Consider the following 20,632-nt stretch of genomic DNA (forward strand, 5'->3'; position numbering starts at 1 on the left):
GGGCCGCAAGAGGACGGAAACCTGTCGGCTTGCGGCCCGGCTATCAGGCTTTATTGAGCTGAAGGTGCATCTCCTGAACGGAAATAACCCGCTCGGTGGGGTCTGAATTCAGCGACATGGCGGTAGCGAAACCACCGTTCATGGTGGTGTCGTAATGCACCTTGTACTGTAGCGCGCTGCGCCGGATCAGCTTGGAATCCGCAATGGCCTGGCGGCCGGCGGTGGTATTGACGATATAGCTGTATTCGCCGTTTTTGATGCGGTCCTGGATATGGGGACGCCCTTCATGGACCTTATTCACCAGCCGGGGATTGATGCCCGCCTCCCCCAGCACGACCGCGGTACCGTGGGTCGCATCCAGCTCAAAGCCGTGCTTCAGCAGTTTGGCCGCCAAATCCACTACGCGGCCTTTATCCCCTTCACGCACCGACAGCAAGGCCCGGCCGGTTTTTTTCATGTGCGACTGGCTGCCCAGCATGGCCTTGCCGAAGGCTTCGGCAAATGTCCGCCCCACGCCCATCACTTCGCCGGTGGAACGCATTTCCGGCCCGAGGATCGGGTCGACGCCCTGGAATTTGTTAAACGGCAGCACCACTTCCTTCACCGAGTAATAAGGCGGAATAACCTCTTTGGTCACACCCTGCTGCGCCAGGGATTGTCCCACCATGACCCGGGCGGCCACCTTCGCCAACGGCACCCCGGTGGCCTTGGAGACAAACGGCACGGTGCGCGCGGCGCGGGGGTTCACCTCGATGAGATAGACTTCGTTGGCCTTGACGGCGAACTGCACATTCATCAGGCCGCGGACCCGCAGCTCAAACGCCAGCTTCTCCACCTGGCGGCGCATGACATTCTGTATTTCCTGGCTAAGGGTATAACACGGCAGCGAACAGGCCGAGTCGCCGGAGTGCACCCCCGCCTGCTCGATATGCTCCATGATGCCGCCGATAAGCACCTGCTCGCCATCGCAAATGGCGTCCACATCCACTTCCACCGCATCGTCCAGGAACCGGTCAAGCAATACCGGGGCATCGTTGGACACGCTGACCGCGGTTTGAAAATAGCGCAGCAGATCCACATCGTCATAGACGATTTCCATCGCCCGGCCGCCCAGGACATAGGAGGGCCGCACCACCAGCGGATAACCGATGGTGGCCGCCTTCTCCACCGCCTGATCGATGGTGGTCACCGTGGCGTTGGCCGGCTGCTTGAGACCCAGCCTTTCCACCGCCTGCTGAAAACGGGCGCGATCTTCGGCGCGGTCAATGGCATCCGGACTGGTGCCGATAATCGGCACGCCGGCGGCTTCCAGTTCACGGGCCAGTTTCAGCGGGGTCTGGCCGCCGTATTGCACGATAACGCCTTTAGGCTGCTCCACGCGCACGATTTCCAGCACATCCTCCAAGGTCACCGGTTCGAAATAAAGCCGGTCGGAGGTATCGTAATCGGTGGACACCGTTTCGGGGTTGCAGTTGACCATAATGGTCTCGTAGCCGTCTTCCCGCAGCGCCAGCGACGCGTGCACGCAGCAGTAGTCGAATTCGATACCCTGGCCGATACGGTTGGGCCCGCCCCCCAGCACCATGATCTTTTCACGATCCCGGGTCGGGTTGGACTCACACTCTTCATCGTAAGTGGAATACATATAGGCGGTATCGGTAGCGAATTCCGCCGCGCAGGTATCCACCCGCTTGTAAACCGGATGGAGATTATACTCTTCCCGCAGTTTGCGGATTTCCCCCTCCGATACGCCCGCCAGGGCGGCCAGGCGCGCATCGGCGAACCCTTTGCGTTTGAGCCGGCGCAGGAAGTCGGCGTCCAGGGCGGTAACGCCTTGCTTCGCCACCTCGTTTTCCAACTGGACCAGTTCCTCAATCTGCACCAGGAACCATTTATCGATATTGGTGAGATTATACACCCCGTCCACTGACAGCCCGGCGCGGAACGCATCGGCGACGTACCAGATGCGGTCGCCGCCGGCATCTTTCAGCTCGCGGCGGATTTTCGTCAGCGCCTCCGGGTCATCCAGGCTGACCTTGGGATCAAAACCGGTGGCGCCCACCTCCAGCCCGCGCAGCGCTTTTTGCAGCGACTCCTGCTGGGTGCGGCCGATGGCCATGACTTCCCCCACGGATTTCATCTGGGTCGTCAGCCGATCGTTGGCGCCGGCGAATTTCTCGAAGTTGAAGCGGGGTATCTTGGTGACGACATAATCGATGGAGGGCTCGAAGGAGGCCGGCGTACGTCCGCCGGTAATGTCGTTCATCAGCTCATCCAGGGTATAACCCACCGCCAGCTTGGCGGCCACCTTGGCGATGGGGAAACCGGTGGCTTTCGACGCCAGTGCGGATGAGCGGGATACGCGCGGATTCATTTCGATAATAATCAGCCGACCGTTTTCCGGATTCACCGAGAACTGCACGTTCGATCCGCCGGTTTCCACGCCGATTTCACGCAGTACCGCCATGGAGGCGTTACGCATGATTTGATACTCTTTGTCGGTGAGGGTCTGCGCCGGCGCGACGGTAATGGAATCGCCGGTGTGGATGCCCATGGCGTCCATATTTTCAATGGAGCAGACGATAATGCAGTTGTCGTTTTTGTCCCGCACCACCTCCATCTCATACTCTTTCCAGCCAATGAGCGACTCATCGATCAGCAGTTCGGTGGTGGGGGAGAGATCGAGGCCGCGTTCGCAGATTTCTTCGAACTCTTCACGATTATAGGCAATACCGCCGCCGGAGCCGCCCATGGTAAAGGAAGGGCGGATAATACAGGGGAACCCCACGTCGGCGGCCACCGCCAGCGCTTCTTCCATATTATGGGCAATGCCGGAACGGGCGGTTTCCAGGCCGATTTTTTTCATGGCCTGGTCAAAGCGGCGCCGATCCTCCGCTTTATCAATGGCGTCGGCGGTGGCGCCTATCATGGTGACGCCGAATTCCGCCAGCACCCCTTCACGCTCCAGATCCAGCGCGCAGTTCAGCGCCGTCTGGCCGCCCATGGTGGGCAGTATGGCGTCGGGACGCTCTTTCTCGATGATTTTGCGCACCACTTCCCAGTGTATGGGTTCGATATAGGTGGCATCCGCCATATCGGGGTCGGTCATGATGGTGGCCGGGTTGGAATTCACCAACACCACCCGGTAACCTTCTTCACGCAGCGCCTTGCAGGCCTGCGCGCCGGAATAATCGAACTCGCACGCCTGGCCGATGACTATCGGGCCGGCACCCAGAATCAGGATACTGGTTAAATCTGTACGTTTTGGCATTGCTTGGCTCCTGATTATTTCGCCTGAGAACGATATGACTTAATCAATTCTATAAAGTGATCGAACAGCGGACCCGCGTCATGGGGGCCGGGGCTGGCCTCCGGGTGCCCCTGGAAGCTGAACGCCGGTTTATCGGTGCGGCAAATGCCCTGCAGCGAACCGTCGAACAGCGAGACATGAGTGACCCGCAGCGTAGGCGGCAGCGACGTTTCATCCACGGCGAAACCATGGTTCTGCGCGGTTATCATTACCCGGTTGGCGTCCAAATCCTTCACCGGATGGTTGCCGCCGTGGTGGCCGAATTTCATTTTCAGGGTCTTGGCGCCGCTGGCCAGCGCCAGCAGCTGATGCCCCAGGCAGATGCCGAACACCGGTATGTCGGTTTCAAGAAAGGTTTTAATGGCGGCGATAGCGTAATCGCAAGGCTCCGGATCGCCGGGACCGTTCGCCAGGAAGATGCCGTCCGGGTTCATTGCCAGGACGTCCGCCGCCGGGGTCTGCGCCGGCACCACCGTCAGGCGGCAGCCGCGATCCACCAGAAGGCGCATGATATTGCGTTTTATGCCGTAATCGTAAGCCACCACATGGAACGGCAGTGAGTCGGCGCAAGCAGGGGCCGGCAGGCCGCCTTCAAGACGCCAGCTGCCCTGGGTCCAGGGATATTGTTCGGTGGTGCTGACTTCCTTTGCCAGATCCATGCCCTTGAGACCCGGGAATTGCCGCGCTTTTTGCAGCGCCAGCCCGGCATCGGGAGCATCGCCTGCGATGATACAGCCGTTTTGCGCCCCTTTCTCCCGCAGCAGCCGGGTCAGTTTACGCGTATCGATATCGGCGATGCCCACTACGTTATTCTTTTTAAGATAGTCAGACAGGGAGCCGGTGCTGCGGAAATTGCTCGCTATCAGCGGCAAGTCCCGGATAACCAGGCCCTCGGCCTGAATGCAGGAGGATTCTTCATCTTCTGGATTAGTGCCGACATTGCCGATATGGGGATAAGTGAGAGTAACGATTTGGCGGGAGTAGGAGGGATCGGTGAGAATTTCTTGATATCCGGTCATCGAGGTGTTGAAGACCACTTCCCCCACTGCCGTACCCTCCGCCCCGATGGCCCGACCGTGGAATTGGGTTCCGTCTTCCAGAACCAATAGCGCTGACTTTATCAAAACACCCTCCAAGGAATATTCAGTCATTGTATTTGCATATTAATTCAGATTTAACGGTCTAAATCAATGCAAAAAACACCTTCAAGGTGGATTTTTGGCAAATTGGGCGCATTTTAATGATGCATAGGGCACTTGTCTACCCCCGCAACAATAATTCATTCAATTAATCGTCATTTCACCTGTTAAGCAGAGCGAACCGGTTAAAAAGCTCTGTAAAAGAGCAAAAGTAATCGGTTGCCTGACAAAAACAGGGAATATCAATGAAGCATTTTCCCGCCAGGAACGTTTTTGGCGGGAACGAGAAGGTTTTGATGAAAAATACTTCTTAAAAACGCTATTTATAACGATTTTGATGAAAAAAAACAGGCAAGCGTATATTATTAAAATATTTTAAAAAATGACAAAATATATCTTATTAAAATCATAGACATAAAAATACATCATTCACATATATATTTTTTTCTGTCTATAAATTACCGAGATCGAGCACATCCGCCATATTATAGAGCCCGGCTTTTTTACCATTCAGCCATATCGCCGCGCGAACGGCGCCATTGGCAAAGGTCATGCGGCTGGAAGCCTTATGGCTTATCTCTACCCGCTCACCGATATCCGCAAACATCGCCGTATGCTCACCCACTATATCACCCGCGCGCACGGTGGCAAAGCCGATGGTATGGGGCTTACGCTCGCCGGTATGGCCCTCGCGGCTGTACACGGCGCAATCCTTCAGCTGGCGTCCCAAGGCTCCGGCAATGGTTTCGCCCATGGCAAGGGCGGTACCGGAGGGGGCATCCACCTTATGACGGTGATGCGCCTCGATTATTTCGATGTCGCAATACTCACCCATCACCCGGGCGGTCTTTTCAAGCAACTTTAGCATTACGTTCACGCCGACGCTGAAATTAGCGGCAAAAACAATGGGAATATCCCGGGACGCCTGTTGAATGAGGTCTTTTTGCCCCTCATCAAAGCCGGTGGTGCCGATAATCATGCCTTTGCCATGGGTTTGGCAAAAAGCCAGGTATTCCAGGGTGCCTTCGGGGCGGGTAAAATCAATCAATATGTCAAACCGGTCTTTTACCGCGTCCAGACTATGGCCGACCCTGACATCAATATGACCTAAACCCGCCAGTTCACCGGCATCGGTACCCATCAGGCTTGAGCCTTCACGCTCAATCGCCGCCCCCAGGCAAGCGGATTGAGATTGTTGCACCGCCTGGATCAATTGCCGGCCCATGCGGCCCCCTGCCCCGACGACGGCTATGCGGATTGGTGTCATATCCATGCTCTCTCTGCTAAGTGAAAAATCAGTGTCAGGTTAACCGGAGGCGCCGGCCGCCGCCAGTTTATTTAACCGGTGATAAGGATAATATGATAAAAAAGGAGGGATATTAGCGGAAATGACTCAGGGTAAAATGAATTTTTATTCATTTGACTGAAAAACAAGGTGTCCAGTGGGAACAAGATGCCGGATCGTAGCGAAACGGCAACCCTGCTGTAAATACGTCCCTGTACGCTTTAACCCCGAGCGGGTTTTTTAGCACAATGGGATAGTCGTCCGGCTTATTCCACAATCTGCACTTTTACCCGCAGTTCTTTCGGCACTTCGAACACGATGTTCTCTTCCCGTCCCTGGCGCTCCTCGACATCTACGCCGCCCAAGGCACGTAAACGCTCAATCACCGCCTTCACCAGCACATCCGGCGCAGAGGCCCCGGCGGTCACGCCCACCACCGCCATGCCCCGCAGCCAGCTCTCCTGGATATCCGCGGCGGTATCGATGAGATAGGCCGGCTTACCCGCCCGTTGGGCCAGTTCCGCCAGCCGGTTGGAGTTGGAGGAGTTTCTTGAGCCCACCACCAGCACGATGTCCGCCTCGGACGCCAAGTCCCGCACTGCTTCCTGGCGATTGGTGGTGGCGTAGCAGATATCGTCCTTACGCGGCCCGATGATCTGGGGAAAGCGTTCACGCAGCGCATCGATAACCTCGGAGGTATCGTCGACGGAAAGCGTGGTCTGGGTCATGAACGTGAGATTGGCCTCGTCCTTGACCTGTAGCTTGCGGACATCCGCCGGCGATTCCACCAGATACATGCCGCCCTGCGGATTGCTGTATTGCCCCATGGTGCCTTCCACTTCAGGATGCCCGGCATGGCCGATGAGAATTGCCTCAGTGCCTTTGCGGCTGGCGCGCGCCACCTCCATATGCACTTTGGTCACCAGGGGACAGGTGGCGTCGAATACCGTCAGATCCCGATTCTTCGCCTCGTTGCGCACCGCCTGCGATACGCCGTGGGCGGAAAAAATCAGTATGGAGCCGTCCGGCACTTCATCGATTTGTTCAATGAAGATCGCGCCGCCGGCGCGCAGCGCGTCCACCACATAGCGGTTGTGCACGACTTCATGGCGGACATAGATGGGGGCGCCGTAGATTTCCAGCGCCCGTTCCACAATACTGATTGCCCGGTCGACACCGGCGCAGAATCCGCGGGGGTTAGCCAGCAATATGCGCATTTTTATCCTCCTCCTGCTCCGGATCGATAGCCAAGACATCGATATCAAAATAAACCCGGCGGCCGGCCAGCGGATTGTTGAAATCCACCGTGACGGACTCATCCGTCACCGCCAGGACCACCCCGGGCATTTCATTACCGTTCATGGCGGTAAACAGCATGATGGTGCCCGCTTCGGGCACGCCGGTATCCAGAAAATCCCGCGGCGAGAAAAATTGGACCAAATCGGGATTCGAGGGCCCGAACGCCTCTTCGGGACCCAGGGAAAAGGATTTTTTATCCCCCACCCGCAATCCCAGCAGCGCCTGCTCCAATCCCTTCGACAGGCTCTGATCCCCCAGGCGGAACAGCGCCGGTTTATTCTCCCGGCGAGTGGATTCCGCCAGGGTACCGTCCTCAAGCTTGAGATCGAAATGCAACAGCACCGCGCTGTCGGACTGCACCTGTTCGGTCATGTTACTCAGCCTTTCTGCTTGGCGGCCCGATCGGAAGGGCGGAAGAACCCTTCCAGCACGATCAATACCGCACCGATACAAATAGCGGAATCCGCCACATTGAACGTCGGCCAGTGCCATTCATTGACATAGACGTCAATAAAGTCAATCACCACGCCGTGCACCAGCCGATCGGACAGGTTGCCCAACGCGCCGCCGATAATCAGGGCATAGGCGCAGTTGGACATCCGTTGCCGATAATCCGACCGGTACATCATAAACAGCAGCGCAATGGCGATAACCAGGGCAATCAGCGCAAACAGCCAGCGCTGCCAGCCGCCTTTATCCGCCAGGAAGCTGAAGGCCGCGCCGAAATTCTGTGCATAGAAAAAATTCACAGAGGGTATGATCGCCATCGTTTCATGCAGCATAAAGTGCGTCATAATCCACTGCTTGGTGCCAAGATCAATGACCAGTACCACTACCGCCAGCCACAGCCAGCGCAATCCGGTTGACATCAGGGGTGTTTTCATCAGACAAACTTACGCTCTTCGCCGGCGCCCGCCACGTTGGTGACGCAGCGGCCGCAGATTTCCGGATGTTCGGGGTCGGCGCCGATATCCGTCTCAAAATGCCAACAGCGGGGACACTTCCGGCCCTCGGCATTCGCCAGTGCAATTTTCAGCCCTTTCAGGCCTTCGGCCTGCAGGGCATCATCGCCCGCCGCGCCGTAATCCGCCACTTCCGCCCGGGACGTCAACAGGGCGAAATAGAGCTCCTCCCCCAGGGCGCGCAGGGTCGGCGCCAGGGACTCATCGGCGTACAGGATGACGCTGGCCTCCAGGGAGCCGCCGATACGCTTATCGGCACGGGCCTGCTCCAGCACTTTATTCACTTCGCCGCGTACTTTCAGCACCTGCTCCCAGTAAGCATCGTTCATGGTCTCGCCTTCGTCCAGCCCGAACAGGCCGTCATACCACTCTTCAGTAAAGACGTACTGCTGGCGTTTTCCGGGCATAAAGCTCCAGATCTCGTCGGCGGTAAAGGAGAGAATCGGCGCCATCCAGCGCACCAGCGCCTCGGCGATATGGTACAGGGCGGTTTGGCAGCTGCGGCGGGCGATACTGTCTGCCTTGGTGGTGTACTGCCGGTCCTTGATGATATCAAGATAGAAAGAGCCCATTTCCACCGAGCAGAACTGCATCATGCGCTGCACGACGTTATGCAGGTCATAGCTGTCGTAGGCGGCGATAATGTCGGCCTGAGCCGCCTGCGCCCGGCCCACGGCCCAGCGATCCAGCACCACCATATCTTCCGGCTTAACGCTGTGCAGCGCCGGGTCGAAGCCGTTCAGGTTGGCCAGCAGGAAGCGCGCGGTATTACGTATGCGCCGATAGGAATCGGCGGAGCGCTTGAGGATCTCATCCGATACCGCGATTTCACCGGTATAATCGGTGGATGCGACCCACAAGCGAAGAATATCCGCCCCCAGCTTGTCCATCACCTGCTGCGGACTGACGGTGTTGCCGATGGATTTGGACATTTTGCGTCCCTGCCCGTCGACGGTGAAACCATGGGTCAGCACCTGGCGGTACGGGGCCCTGCCTTTCATGGCGGTGGAGATCATCAGCGATGACATAAACCAGCCGCGGTGCTGATCGGAGCCTTCCAGGTACATGTCCGGCTCGTGGCCGGCGAACTCGGGCCGCACCGCCACCACCGACGAATGGGTGGATCCCGAATCAAACCAGACATCCAGCGTATCGGGCACCTTGACATAGTCGGCCGCCTCGGCCCCCAGCAGCTCCGCCGGATCCAAATCCCACCAGGCCTGGATACCCTGCTGCTCTACCCGCTTCGCCACTTCTTCCATCAATTCCAGGGTGCGCGGATGGAGCTCCTCGGTGTTTTTATGCACGAACAGCGACATCGGCACGCCCCAGGTGCGCTGGCGCGAGATACACCAGTCGGGGCGGTTGGCCACCATATTCTCGATGCGTGCCTGGCCCCAGGTGGGGATCCACTGCACATCCTTGATTTCCTCCAAAGAGCGCTGGCGCAGTCCCTTTTTATCCATGCTGATAAACCACTGCGGCGTGGCGCGGAAGATAATCGGCGTCTTGTGGCGCCAGCAGTGGGGGTAGCTGTGCAGCAGTTTTTCCACATGCACCAGCGCGCCGCGGTCACGCAGCAGCTGCACTATCAAATCGTTGGCCTTGAAGACCTGTACGCCATCCAGCCCGGGATAGGTCCCGGGCAGGAAGCAGCCGTCCGGCCCCACCGGATTGGAGACTTCCAGACCGTACTGCTGGCCGATAACATAGTCGTCCGGACCGTGGCCGGGGGCGGTATGTACCGCGCCGGTACCGGCGTCAAGCGTCACGTGCTGCCCCAGTATCACCGGCACGTCGAATGCCATGAACGGATGCTGGAAGCGCAGCAGTTCCAGCGCGCTGCCTTTACAACTGCCCAGAACGGTCCAGTGGGCGACGCCGGCCCGCGCCATAACGCTTTCCACCAGGTCGGCGGCCAGGATCCAGTTCTGCCCGTCCACGGCCACCAACTGGTAGTCGTAATCCGGGTGCACGGAAATTCCCCGGTCCGCGGGCAAGGTCCAGGGCGTAGTGGTCCAGATGACCAGCGACAGCGGTCCGTTCAAAGCAGAAACGCCGAATTTCGCCGCCACCGCGGCGGCATCCACGGCCTGAAACGCTACATCGATGGAAGGGGATGTGCGGTCGTAGTATTCCACCTCGGCTTCCGCCAGGGCGGAACGGCAATCGATGCACCAGTGCACCGGCTTGGCCCCTTTTTGCAAATGGCCGTTTTCGATGATTTTACCCAACGCGCGGATGATATTGGCTTCGGTGCCGAAATTCATCGTCAGATAGGGATGTTCCCAATCACCCAGCACGCCGAGACGGATAAAATCCTTTTTCTGACCGGCAACCTGTTCGGCGGCGTATTTACGGCAGGCGGCGCGAAACTCGGCGGCGCTGACCTTTTCACCCGGTTTGCCGATCAACTGCTCAACCTTCAGTTCAATCGGCAGCCCGTGGCAATCCCAGCCGGGCACGTAAGGCGAGTCATAGCCCATCAGCCCTTTGGATTTGATGATAATGTCTTTGAGAATCTTGTTAACCGAATGACCGATATGAATATTGCCGTTCGCATAGGGAGGGCCGTCATGCAAAATAAAGCTTTTTTTACCTTTCTTGGCACGGCGGATAATCCCGTACAGGTCCTGTTCATACCAGCGTTGCAGCATGCCAGGCTCGCGCTTGGCCAGGTCGCCGCGCATCGGGAACCCTGTGTCCGGCAAATTCAGGGTATTTTTGTAATCACTCATTCGATTCTCGGTTCCGTTTTCGGTTTGAGAGTTTAAAAGGGCGCCGTCAGTGCGAAAAACGTCCGGCCGGTCACCACATCATTCTGGATTTGCCGCGTCAACTCATCAAGGGAGGCAAACCGTTGTTCATTACGCAATTTAGCACGAAACACCACTTCGATATGGCGGCCGTACAGGTCCATCGACGTATCCAGCAAATGGACTTCCAGCCGCGACACCAGCCCGGCCACCGTGGGTCGGGTGCCGATGTTCGCCACGCCCGGCAGCGGCATGGCCGACAGACCCAGGACCTCCACCGCATACACGCCGTTAATGGGCGCCGGCCGCTTTTTCAGCGAGACGTTGGCGGTGGGAAATCCCAGGGTACGGCCCAGCTCGTCGCCGTGCTCCACCCGGCCGGAAATTCGGTAGGGATGGCCAAGCAGCATTTCGGCCTCGGCAAGCAGATCGGTATTCAGCGCTTCCCGTACCGCGGTGCTGCTGATACGCAAGCCGCCTTCGGTATAGGTCGCGGTGCTCATGACATCAAAACCCGCGTCGGTACCCGCCTGCTGCAAAAAGGCGAAATCACCCTCCCGGCAGGCGCCGAACCGAAAATCATCACCCACGCAAAGCAGCCTGACGCCGAGCTTGTCCACCAGCAGCCGGGAAACAAACGTCCGGGCGTCCATGGCGGCAAAATGCTGATCAAACTTCGCACAGAGTACTATGTCCACCCCGGCCTGGGCCAGGTACTTCACTTTATCCCGCAGGCGGGTCAGCCGCGCCGGGGCGTCCCGGCCGGCAAAATGTTCTTGCGGCTGGGGCTCGAATATCATCACCATTACCGGCAGGCCTCTTTTACGGCCTTCGGACTGCAATTGCGCTATCAGCGCCTGATGCCCGCGATGAAAGCCGTCAAAATTGCCGATGGTGAGCACGCACCCGGAGTGACGCGCCTGAAGATTATGTATGCCGCGAATAAGCTTCATAGCAGGCTCAAGACAATGGAAATCGGCGGATTATACCTTGTACGGAGCCTAAGGTTAACCCGCGAATCCAATCTTTGCCCGTAACAGCGGAGAAAACCACGCTTATATTGCCCGGTCTGGTTTTTTGCGCAGGTTATTCTGCCCAGGGCGGAGTATTCCGCTCCCCGTGGCCGGGCCGCCGGGAGCGAGTCACCTTTCTTAATAACGATATGCCCACTAGATTTCATGTTGCGGCAAGGGGGCAAGGGAGAGATGACGGGTATAATCGCTTTTTTCACTGCAAACACTGTATTCCTTGGGCTGAAACTGGTAGAATCCTGCGCCATCACATTGTAACAGGCGTTGCGTTATTGAGCGGCGCTTATTTGCACAAATCCATTGACAAAAGAAGGCTGAAAGGGCATATTCCTCGGCCTTTGAATTGTCTCATAGAACACGTTTGGGAGTTGGACCTTGGCTAATATCAAATCAGCTAAGAAACGCGCCGTACAGTCTGAGAAGCGTCGTCAGCACAATGCAAGCCGTCGCTCCATGATGCGTACCTTTGTTAAGAAGGTATACGCGGCTATCGATTCAGGTGATAAAGAAGCTGCGCAGAGTGCATTTTCTGTTATGCAGCCCCTAGTGGACCGTCAGGCCAGCAAAGGTCTGATCCACAAGAACAAAGCAGCGCGTCATAAATCTAATCTGACCGCGCGTATCAACGCTATGCAGTAAGTGTTGTTATTCGTTAAAAAAACCGGCTTCGGCCGGTTTTTTTTATGCGCCATTGTTAACATCATGCCCTGCTACGCCGCCTGCGGCAAAGCCCTTCTCAGCACCAGATAGCCCAGGATTGCCGATAGCGTCGAACCCGACAGGATACCCAGCTTTGCCAAGGTGAGCTGTTCATTTCCCGAACCGGTGCCGAATGCCAGGCCGGCAATAAAAATCGACATAGTGAAGCCAATGCCGCAGAGTACCGCCGCGGCGGCAATCTGCCCCATGGCCACGCCATCGGGCAAGCGCGCCATGCGCAGCTTCACTGACAGCAGGCAGAACGCCATTATCCCCACGGGTTTCCCCAGGATTAGCCCGGCGGCGATGCCGGCCGGCAGCAGCGAAAGCAGGCTGCCGGGCGTCAAGCCCTGCAAGGAGACCCCGGCATTGGCAAACGCGAACAGCGGCAAGATCAAATAGATGACCCAGGGCTGCAACCGGTGCTCCAGCACCAGCGCGGGGGAGTAAGCCTTCCCCGGCAGGCTCAGCGGTATCAGGGCGCCGGCAATCACCCCGGCCAGGGTGGCGTGGATGCCTGAGAGCAGCACACATGTCCAAAGCGCCGCGCCGGCCAGCAGATAGAGGCCGGGATGACTGATATTTCTGCGGTTCATCAGCCACATAACCGCCGCTACCCCGGCGGCGCCCGCCAGCGCCGCCGGGGAAAGTTGGTGATTGTAAAACAGGGCGATGATAACGATGGCCCCTAAATCGTCGATAATGGCCAGCGCCAGCAAAAAGGCCTTCAGGCTGGCGGGCACGCGTTTTCCCAGCAGTGCCAGCACGCCCACCGCGAAGGCGATATCCGTTGCCGTCGGAATGGCCCAGCCGGCGTAATTAGCCGGGGCATGCCGGTTCATCAGCATATAGATGATGGCCGGCGCTATCATTCCTCCCAGCGCAGCGATAGCCGGGAATGCCGCCTGGGCGCGGCTGGCCAGCGCACCCTGGATAAGTTCCCGCTTAACCTCCAGCCCGATGAGTAAAAAAAACATCGCCATCAAACCGTCATTGATTAGCGCAAGCAGGTTAAAGGAAGCGCCCTGTTCGCCGGCGGCGGCCCGGGGGTAATATAGGGTGGCCTCATAGGCCTCACGGGCCGGGGAATTAGCGATGATCAATGCCGCCAGCGCTGCCAGAATCAATAACACACCGCTTGAAGCTTCATGCGAGAGCCAGCGGCGAATAATAAAAATCAAAGTCCCTTACCTCGGTATACGCTAGATGAGTTTTATTGTGCGGGAATTGGCGCTGTGGGTAAACAAAAGGGACTGATAATCGGAAGGTATTACAAGCCGCTTCGCAAAACGCGGTTTTATCTCCAGCCGGGATAGCTTACTGGCGCACCGTAGCGGATAGATAACCTCCCCAACAGCGTTGCCGAACACTATCATCAGCATAGCCGGGGGAGACATTTATCGCCGGGGCCGCGAAGGCGAACGGCCCTTTAGGATTTTTAGCGCGTCAAATCGTCGAAAAACTTCTTCACGCCGTCAAGAAAGCTCTTGGATCGCGGGCTGTTTTGCGCACCGCCGGCACCGCCGAAACTCTCCTCCAGCTCGCGCAGCAGCTGTTTTTGCTTTTCATTAAGCTTCACCGGGGTTTCCACTACAACCCGGCACAGCAGGTCCCCCTGAGCGCCGCCGCGTACCGATTTAACCCCTTTGCCGCGCATTCTGAACAACTTGCCGGTTTGCGTTTCCGCCGGCACTTTCAGGCTTACCCGGCCGTCGAGCGTCGGCACTTCGATTTCGCCGCCCAGCGCCGCCATGGCGAAATTGATGGGGACTTCGCAAAACAGGTTATTGTCTTCACGTTCGAAAATGGGATGCTGGCGGACCTGAACCTGAACGTACAGATCTCCGGCCGGCGCCCCCTGCTCCCCTGCTTCACCTTCCCCCGCCAAACGGATCCGATCGCCGGTATCCACCCCGGCCGGTATTTTGACCGACAGTGTTTTGGCTTTCTCTACCCGACCGTGGCCGTGGCATTTATGGCAAGGATCCTTGATTACCTTGCCGCGTCCCTGGCAGGTGGGGCAGGCTTGCTGCACCGCGAAAAAGCCCTGGCGCATCTGCACCTGTCCGGCGCCGTGGCAGGTAGGACAGGTTATGGGCGAAGTGCCCGGTTTGGCGCCGCTGCCATGGCAAACGTCGCACTCTTCAAGGGCGGGGATACGGATTTCCTTGGTAACGCCGCGCACCGCCTCTTCCAGCGTCAGCTCCATATTGTAGCGGAGATCCGAACCACGGCTGGCGCGTTGGCGGCGACCACCGCCGAAAATATCGCCGAACACATCGCCGAAGATATCGGTGAAATCCGCTCCGCCGGCACCGCCGCCCATGCCCCCCTGCTCAAAAGCGGCATGGCCGTACTGATCGTAGGCCGCGCGTTTTTGCGGGTCATTCAGAATTTCATACGCTTCTTTGACTTCTTTGAACTTTGCTTCGGCTTGCGCGTTCCCGGGGTTACGATCCGGGTGGTATTTCATTGCCAGGCGTTTATAGGCCTTTTTGATTTCACGCTCATCCCCGTCTCTGGGGACGCCTAAAATCTCGTAATAGTCTGACTTCGCCATTGTCTCTTCCTGCCCTCGACATGCTTGCACGGGCGCAAGGTTACCCCTACGCCCGTGCCTGTTGCCAGCCACGATATCAGCTATCGCCGCTGTGCCCCATCAAGGGCGATTATTTTTTATCTTTGACTTCTTCAAACTCGGCATCGACCACGTCATCGTCCTTCTTGGCCCCATCGGCGCCGGCATCCGTTGCGCCTGCCCCGGCCTGCGCCTGCTGCTGCGCCACTTCCAGCAGTTTGCCGGAGACCTGGATCAGCGCCTGCATCTTGGCTTCGATTTCCGCTTTGTCTTCGCCTTTCAGCGCGGTATCCAGACCGTTCAGCGCGGTCTCGATAGCGGTCTTGTCATCCGCCGGCAGTTTATCGCCAGCTTCTTCCATTTGCTTGCGGGTGCTGTGCAGCAGGTGATCGGCCTGGTTGCGGGTCTGGACCAGTTCTTCGAACTTACGGTCGGATTCCGCGTTGGCTTCGGCTTCACGCACCATCTTCTGGATTTCTTCCTCGTTCAGACCGGAAGAGGCCTTGATGGTGATCTTCTGTTCGCGGCCGCTGTTCTTGTCCTTGGCGGACACATGCAGGATACCGTCGGCATCGATATCAAAGGTCACTTCAATTTGCGGCATGCCGCGCATGGCCGGAGAAATACCGTCCAGATTGAACTGTCCCAGGGACTTGTTATCGGCGGCGCGTTTACGTTCACCCTGCAGCACATGGATGGTCACGGCGGACTGGTTGTCTTCCGCAGTGGAGAACACCTGGCTATGCTTGGTGGGGATGGTCGTGTTTTTGGCGATAAGCGCCGTCATCACGCCGCCCATGGTTTCGATACCCAGGGACAAAGGCGTTACGTCCAGCAGCAGCACGTCTTTCACATCACCGGCCAATACGCCGCCCTGCACCGCGGCGCCGATAGCCACCGCTTCATCGGGGTTGACGTCTTTACGCGGTTCTTTGCCGAAGAAATCGGTAACGGTCTTCTGCACCAGCGGCATACGGGTCTGGCCGCCCACCAGAATAACGTCCTTGATATCGCTCACCGACAGCCCGGCATCCTTCAGGGCCATCTTCAGCGGATCCATGGTGCGTTTAACCAGGTCTTCCACCAGGGATTCCAGCTTGGCGCGGGTGACCTTGATGTTCATGTGTTTCGGACCGGTGGCATCCGCCGTAATGTACGGCAGGTTCACGTCGGTCTGCTGAGCGGAAGAGAGCTCGATCTTGGCCTTTTCCGCGGACTCTTTCAGACGCTGCATCGCCAGCGGATCGTTGCGCAGATCGATGCCCTGGTCTTTCTTGAATTCATCAACCAGATAATTAATCAGGCGGCTGTCGAAGTCTTCGCCACCCAAATGAGTGTCGCCATTGGTGGACAGGACTTCAAAGGTCTTTTCGCCATCCACATCGTCGATTTCGATAATCGAGATATCGAACGTACCGCCGCCCAGGTCATACACCGCGATGGTGCGGTTGCCGACTTCTTTATCCAGACCGTAGGCCAGCGCCGCGGCGGTGGGTTCGTTAATGATGCGTTTAACATCAAGACCGGCAATACGTCCCGCATCCTTGGTGGCCTGGCGCTGGGTATCGTTGAAATACGCCGGCACGGTGATAACCGCTTCGGTAACCGGTTCACCCAGGTAATCTTCCGCGGTTTTTTTCATTTTTTTCAGGATTTCGGCGGAGATCTGCGGCGGGGCCATTTTCTGGCCTTTCACGTCCAGCCAGGCATCTCCGTTATCGGATGCGATAATGCTGTACGGCATGATGTTTTTGTCACGCTGTACTTCTTCGTCTTCGTAACGGCGTCCGATCAAACGTTTGATGGCGAACAGCGTGTTCTTGGGATTAGTGACGGACTGACGTTTAGCTGGTTGGCCAACCAGAATTTCACCGTCCTGCGTGTAAGCAATAATGGAAGGGGTAGTACGATCGCCTTCGCTGTTTTCCAGCACCCGAGGTTTGGAGCCTTCAATGATTGCGATACAAGAGTTGGTCGTACCCAAGTCGATACCAATAATTTTACCCATCTAAACATCTCCACTAAAAGTCATATTCGTTGTGGTCGTAAACCTGATATGTGGCCGGTTAAGCTGTTTTCAAGTTACCGACTGCTATTTGTTTGCAGGTTTAACAACGTTGGTTGCAGATAAGATGGGGCCGCTACGCCGTGCATCAAGGGGTAAGGGGAAAAAAAAGCTGTTTTTCCCGTCCCTTAGCCCCGCCGTATTGCTATTGAAAACAGTCAAATAGCTATATCATTATGAAAGATATGGATTTTATGCCGTACGATAAAAATTCAGGCCCGAACGAGATAAAAGCGAGAGCCGGCGCGAAAAAACCGCGTCCGGCCCCAGCGGACATCACCGCCTGATCAGGCGGCGGAATTGATCCTGTCGCCCAACGGCAATATGCGGCGCAGATCCGCCGGCAGGAATATCCCGAGGGCTACCCCCATCAATGCCAGACCCAACACATACCAGGCGGGGGCCATGGGAGTGATTTTCATCAGCAGTGTGACGAATATCGGCGTTAGGCCGCCGAACACGGCGTAAGCAATATTATAGGAGAACGAAATACCGCTGAAACGCACCGCGGCGGGAAAAACATGCACCATGACGTAAGGCACCCCGCCCACCACGCCGACGCTGAAACCCGCCAGCCCATAGGCGACAAATAGCTGCAGCGGGTGGCCGCCGCCGGCGTGGTAGAACAGCCAGCTGAAAACGGCCAGCATAAGGCAGCCGTACGTAAAGGTCTTACCCGCGCCCAGGGTATCGATGACCGCGCCGGTGACCACGCACCCCGCCGCCAGGGCAATGGTGGCCAGGCAATTGGCTTCCAGCGCCAGGGCCGCCGGCACCCCTGCCTGCTGTTGCAGCCACAGGGGTGCCATCAGGATCACCACCACAATGCCGGCGGACAACAGCCAGGTCAGCAGCATGGAAAGGATCACCGCCTTTTGGTGGTTGACGATGACCGATTTCAGCGGCAGTTCCTTCGCCAGCATTTGCCGGGCCTGCATCTCCAGAAACACCGGTGTTTCCCGCAGCCAGCGCCGCAGGTACATGGCCGCCAGTCCGAAAACGCCGCCGAGGAAAAAGGGAATGCGCCAGCCCCACCGGACGATGTCCTGCCCAGAAATCAAGGCGTTGATCAGGGTGGCGACAAACGAGCCGAGCAATATGCCGACGGTAAGTCCGGCGGTCAAGGTGCCGCAGGCGAAACCGATACGCCGCCGCGGCACATGTTCGGCCACGAAAACCCACGCGCCGGGCACTTCCCCGCCAATGGCCGCTCCCTGCAGGATCCGCAGCAGTAACAGCAGCAGCGGCGCGGCAACGCCCAGCGCGGCATAGGTAGGCAGCAGACCCATCAGCAGGGTAGGCAGCGCCATCAGCAGTATCGACAGGCTGAACATCTTTTTGCGCCCGACCCTATCGCCGAAATGCGCCATAACGATGCCCCCCAGGGGCCTGGCCAGGTAGCCGGCGGCAAAAATACCGAAGGTTTGCATTTGCCTGAGCCATTCCGGCAGATCGGCCGGGAAAAACAGCTTGCCCATAACGCCGGCGAAAAACACAAAAATGATAAAATCATAAAACTCCAGAGCGCCCCCCAGGGCGGCCAGAGAGAGGGTTTTATAATCTTGCGGATTCAAACGACGCTGAGGATCGCCATTCATAATTTTTCACTTAACGCCAGATAAAATAAGAAAAAAATACAAACCTTATTGTAAAGATATTTTTACTGGCTGGAAACCCTTTTCACCGCCGTGAGCGGGCCGGGGAGGTAATAAGTAGTAAAGAGAGGAAGGCAGGACTTACATGCCCCCGGCACGTTTCCCATCAGCTGTCGGCGGGGCGGCGGGCGCTTCGGGGACGGAAGGAGGATACGACGGCCGGGTCGGTGTCCAGATACGGCCCCTCCAACAGCTGGATACAATAGGGCACGCTGGCGAAAATGCCGGTCACCAGCACCTTGCCCTGTTCATCCTTAACCCCTTCCAGGGTTTCTTTTATCGAGCGGGGCTGGCCCGGCAAATTAAGGATCAGGGCCTGTTTACGAATCACGGCGGTCTGCCGGGATAAAATGGCGGTGGGTACAAAATGCAGGCTGATTTGCCGCATCTGCTCGCCGAAGCCGGGCATTTCACGATCCGCCACCGCCAGCGTCGCATCGGGGGTCACATCGCGGCGGGCCGGACCTGTGCCGCCGGTGGTCAGCACCAGATGACAACCCATTTCATCCACCAGTTCACAAAGGGTTTGCTCAATCAACAGCTGCTCATCGGGCACCAGACGGGTTTCCAGTTTGAACGGCGTAACCAGCGCCCCGGTGAGCCAGGCGGCCAGCGCGGGGATACCCTGATCCTGATAGACACCTTTGGCGGCGCGATCGGAGATGGAAACCAGCCCTATGCGACATGTATTCATGGATATCATCCTGCAGCGAATATTCCGCTTATGATATCAAGTTGCCCATTAAAGGCCAGCCGCTAAAAAAACGGCCCGCAACGCGGGCCATATTTGCTGTTGTCGCGCGTTACAGCAATTCTTTGATCATCTTTTCCAGCTTTTCCTGATCGACGGCAAACTTGCGAATGCCGTCAGCCAGCTTATCCACCGCCATCGGATCGAGGTTATGCTCCCACAGGAACTCGGCTTCGGTCATTTTTGCGGGACGCGCCTTGATATTTCCTGTATAGGATAGTTTACGTTCCAGCGGGCCTTCGCTTTCCGCCAGCTCTTTGAGCAGCGGCGGCGCGATGGTCAGGCGGTCGCAGCCGGCCAGTTCGATGATTTCGCCGATGTTACGGAAACTGGCGCCCATGACCACGGTTTCATAGCCATGCTCTTTGTAGTAGCGGTAAATCTCGGTAACCGACACTACGCCGGGATCCTGCTGGGGGCTGAACTCTTTCTGGCTGCCGTTGGCTTTGTGCCAGTCAAGAATGCGGCCGACGAACGGCGAAATCAGAAAAGCGCCCGCTTCGGCGCAGGCGCGGGCCTGGGCGAAGGAAAACAGCAGCGTCAGATTACAATTGATGCCGGCTTTTTCCAACTGTTCCGCCGCACGGATGCCCTGCCAGGTAGAGGCCAGTTTAATCAGGATGCGATCGTTGCCGATACCGGCATCGTTATAAAGCTTGATGAGCCGTTTGGCTTTGGCGACGCTGGCTTCGGTGTCATAAGAAAGACGGGCATCCACTTCGGTGGAAACGCGGCCGGGGACCAGCTTCAGAATTTCGACGCCGATATTCACCGCCAGCTTGTCGGTGGCGTATTTAACCTGCTCGGCCGGATCGCTGCTTTGGTCGCGGGCCCAGGTGACGGCCTGATCGATGTATCGGCGATATTCAGGAATCTGCGCCGCATTAAGAATCAATGAGGGGTTGGTGGTCGCATCCTGTGGCTGGTACAGTTTAATGGCGGTGATATCACCCGTATCGGCGACAACGGAGGTCATTTTGCGTAGGGCACTTAATTTATCTGTCATGTTGAGATGTCTCATGGTGAAGGGTGTGCTTATAAGGTGGCGTTGCACGGCCTTTTCCGATAATACCACGCGTGGGGACCGGCGCAAGGCTCACAC

General features: G+C 57.4%; 15 protein-coding genes. 1 reads left to right on the forward strand and 14 read right to left on the reverse strand.

The window, feature by feature from the left end; genetic code table 11:
• Positions 1-43 precede the first annotated feature (43 nt).
• The 8 genes from carB to ribF all read right to left on the reverse strand — a co-directional run bounded on the left by carB (position 44) and on the right by ribF (position 11,704).
• Entirely contained in the window at positions 44-3,271 is a 3,228-nt protein-coding gene (carB, locus tag ACL2XO_RS22550) for a carbamoyl-phosphate synthase large subunit (protein WP_413741563.1), read from the reverse strand.
• 14 nt (positions 3,272-3,285) lie between these two features.
• Complete coding sequence (gene carA / locus ACL2XO_RS22555; protein ID WP_413725498.1) at positions 3,286-4,434, reverse strand: glutamine-hydrolyzing carbamoyl-phosphate synthase small subunit; 1,149 nt, start codon at positions 4,432-4,434, stop codon at positions 3,286-3,288.
• A gap of 466 nt (positions 4,435-4,900) precedes the next feature.
• Positions 4,901-5,722 (reverse strand): 4-hydroxy-tetrahydrodipicolinate reductase, encoded by an 822-nt coding sequence (gene dapB, locus ACL2XO_RS22560; RefSeq protein WP_413725499.1) that lies wholly within the window; start codon positions 5,720-5,722, stop codon positions 4,901-4,903.
• 278 nt (positions 5,723-6,000) lie between these two features.
• Positions 6,001-6,951 carry a 4-hydroxy-3-methylbut-2-enyl diphosphate reductase gene (ispH, locus tag ACL2XO_RS22565; protein WP_132925903.1) on the reverse strand — a complete coding sequence of 317 codons (951 nt, stop codon included), beginning with the start codon at positions 6,949-6,951 and terminating at the stop codon, positions 6,001-6,003.
• The gene (gene fkpB, locus ACL2XO_RS22570) at positions 6,932-7,405 is read right to left on the reverse strand and encodes an FKBP-type peptidyl-prolyl cis-trans isomerase (RefSeq protein ID WP_132925901.1); all 474 of its coding nucleotides are present in this window, start codon (positions 7,403-7,405) and stop codon (positions 6,932-6,934) included. The genes ispH and fkpB overlap by 20 nt, the downstream gene beginning before the upstream one ends.
• Positions 7,406-7,410: 5 nt before the next feature.
• On the reverse strand, positions 7,411-7,917 hold the full coding sequence (lspA, locus tag ACL2XO_RS22575; protein WP_203523915.1) for a signal peptidase II: 507 nt from the start codon (positions 7,915-7,917) through the stop codon (positions 7,411-7,413).
• Complete coding sequence (ileS, locus tag ACL2XO_RS22580; RefSeq protein WP_413725501.1) at positions 7,917-10,733, reverse strand: isoleucine--tRNA ligase; 2,817 nt, start codon at positions 10,731-10,733, stop codon at positions 7,917-7,919. The genes lspA and ileS overlap by 1 nt, the downstream gene beginning before the upstream one ends.
• A 32-nt stretch (positions 10,734-10,765) precedes the next feature.
• Complete coding sequence (gene ribF / locus ACL2XO_RS22585) at positions 10,766-11,704, reverse strand: bifunctional riboflavin kinase/FAD synthetase (protein ID WP_413741564.1); 939 nt, start codon at positions 11,702-11,704, stop codon at positions 10,766-10,768.
• A 453-nt stretch (positions 11,705-12,157) separates the two neighbouring features.
• On the opposite strand from ribF, the gene rpsT reads away from it, so the two are divergent.
• Entirely contained in the window at positions 12,158-12,421 is a 264-nt protein-coding gene (gene rpsT / locus ACL2XO_RS22590) for a 30S ribosomal protein S20 (RefSeq protein WP_203523918.1), read from the forward strand.
• A 71-nt stretch (positions 12,422-12,492) separates the two neighbouring features.
• Here the strand turns inward: rpsT and nhaA are convergent, their stop codons facing one another.
• The 6 genes from nhaA to tal form a co-directional block, all read right to left on the reverse strand.
• Positions 12,493-13,662: a Na+/H+ antiporter NhaA gene (gene nhaA / locus ACL2XO_RS22595; RefSeq protein ID WP_413725503.1), complete on the reverse strand. Its 1,170-nt coding sequence runs from the start codon at positions 13,660-13,662 to the stop codon at positions 12,493-12,495.
• Between the two features lie 257 nt (positions 13,663-13,919).
• A complete protein-coding gene (gene dnaJ, locus ACL2XO_RS22600) occupies positions 13,920-15,041 on the reverse strand; it encodes a molecular chaperone DnaJ (protein WP_413741565.1) in 1,122 nt (373 codons plus the stop codon).
• A 109-nt stretch (positions 15,042-15,150) separates the two neighbouring features.
• Entirely contained in the window at positions 15,151-17,067 is a 1,917-nt protein-coding gene (gene dnaK, locus ACL2XO_RS22605) for a molecular chaperone DnaK (RefSeq protein ID WP_132925886.1), read from the reverse strand.
• Positions 17,068-17,411: 344 nt separating this feature from the next.
• Positions 17,412-18,722, reverse strand: coding sequence for an MFS transporter (locus tag ACL2XO_RS22610; protein WP_132925884.1), 1,311 nt, complete (start codon positions 18,720-18,722; stop codon positions 17,412-17,414).
• A 163-nt stretch (positions 18,723-18,885) separates the two neighbouring features.
• The gene (gene mog, locus ACL2XO_RS22615; protein WP_132925882.1) at positions 18,886-19,473 is read right to left on the reverse strand and encodes a molybdopterin adenylyltransferase; all 588 of its coding nucleotides are present in this window, start codon (positions 19,471-19,473) and stop codon (positions 18,886-18,888) included.
• A 109-nt stretch (positions 19,474-19,582) separates the two neighbouring features.
• On the reverse strand, positions 19,583-20,536 hold the full coding sequence (gene tal, locus ACL2XO_RS22620) for a transaldolase (RefSeq protein WP_132925880.1): 954 nt from the start codon (positions 20,534-20,536) through the stop codon (positions 19,583-19,585).
• Positions 20,537-20,632 lie beyond the last annotated feature (96 nt).

It is taken from the genome of Sodalis sp. RH15, from assembly GCF_047324255.1.
Classification (GTDB): domain Bacteria; phylum Pseudomonadota; class Gammaproteobacteria; order Enterobacterales; family Enterobacteriaceae; genus Acerihabitans; species Acerihabitans ligni.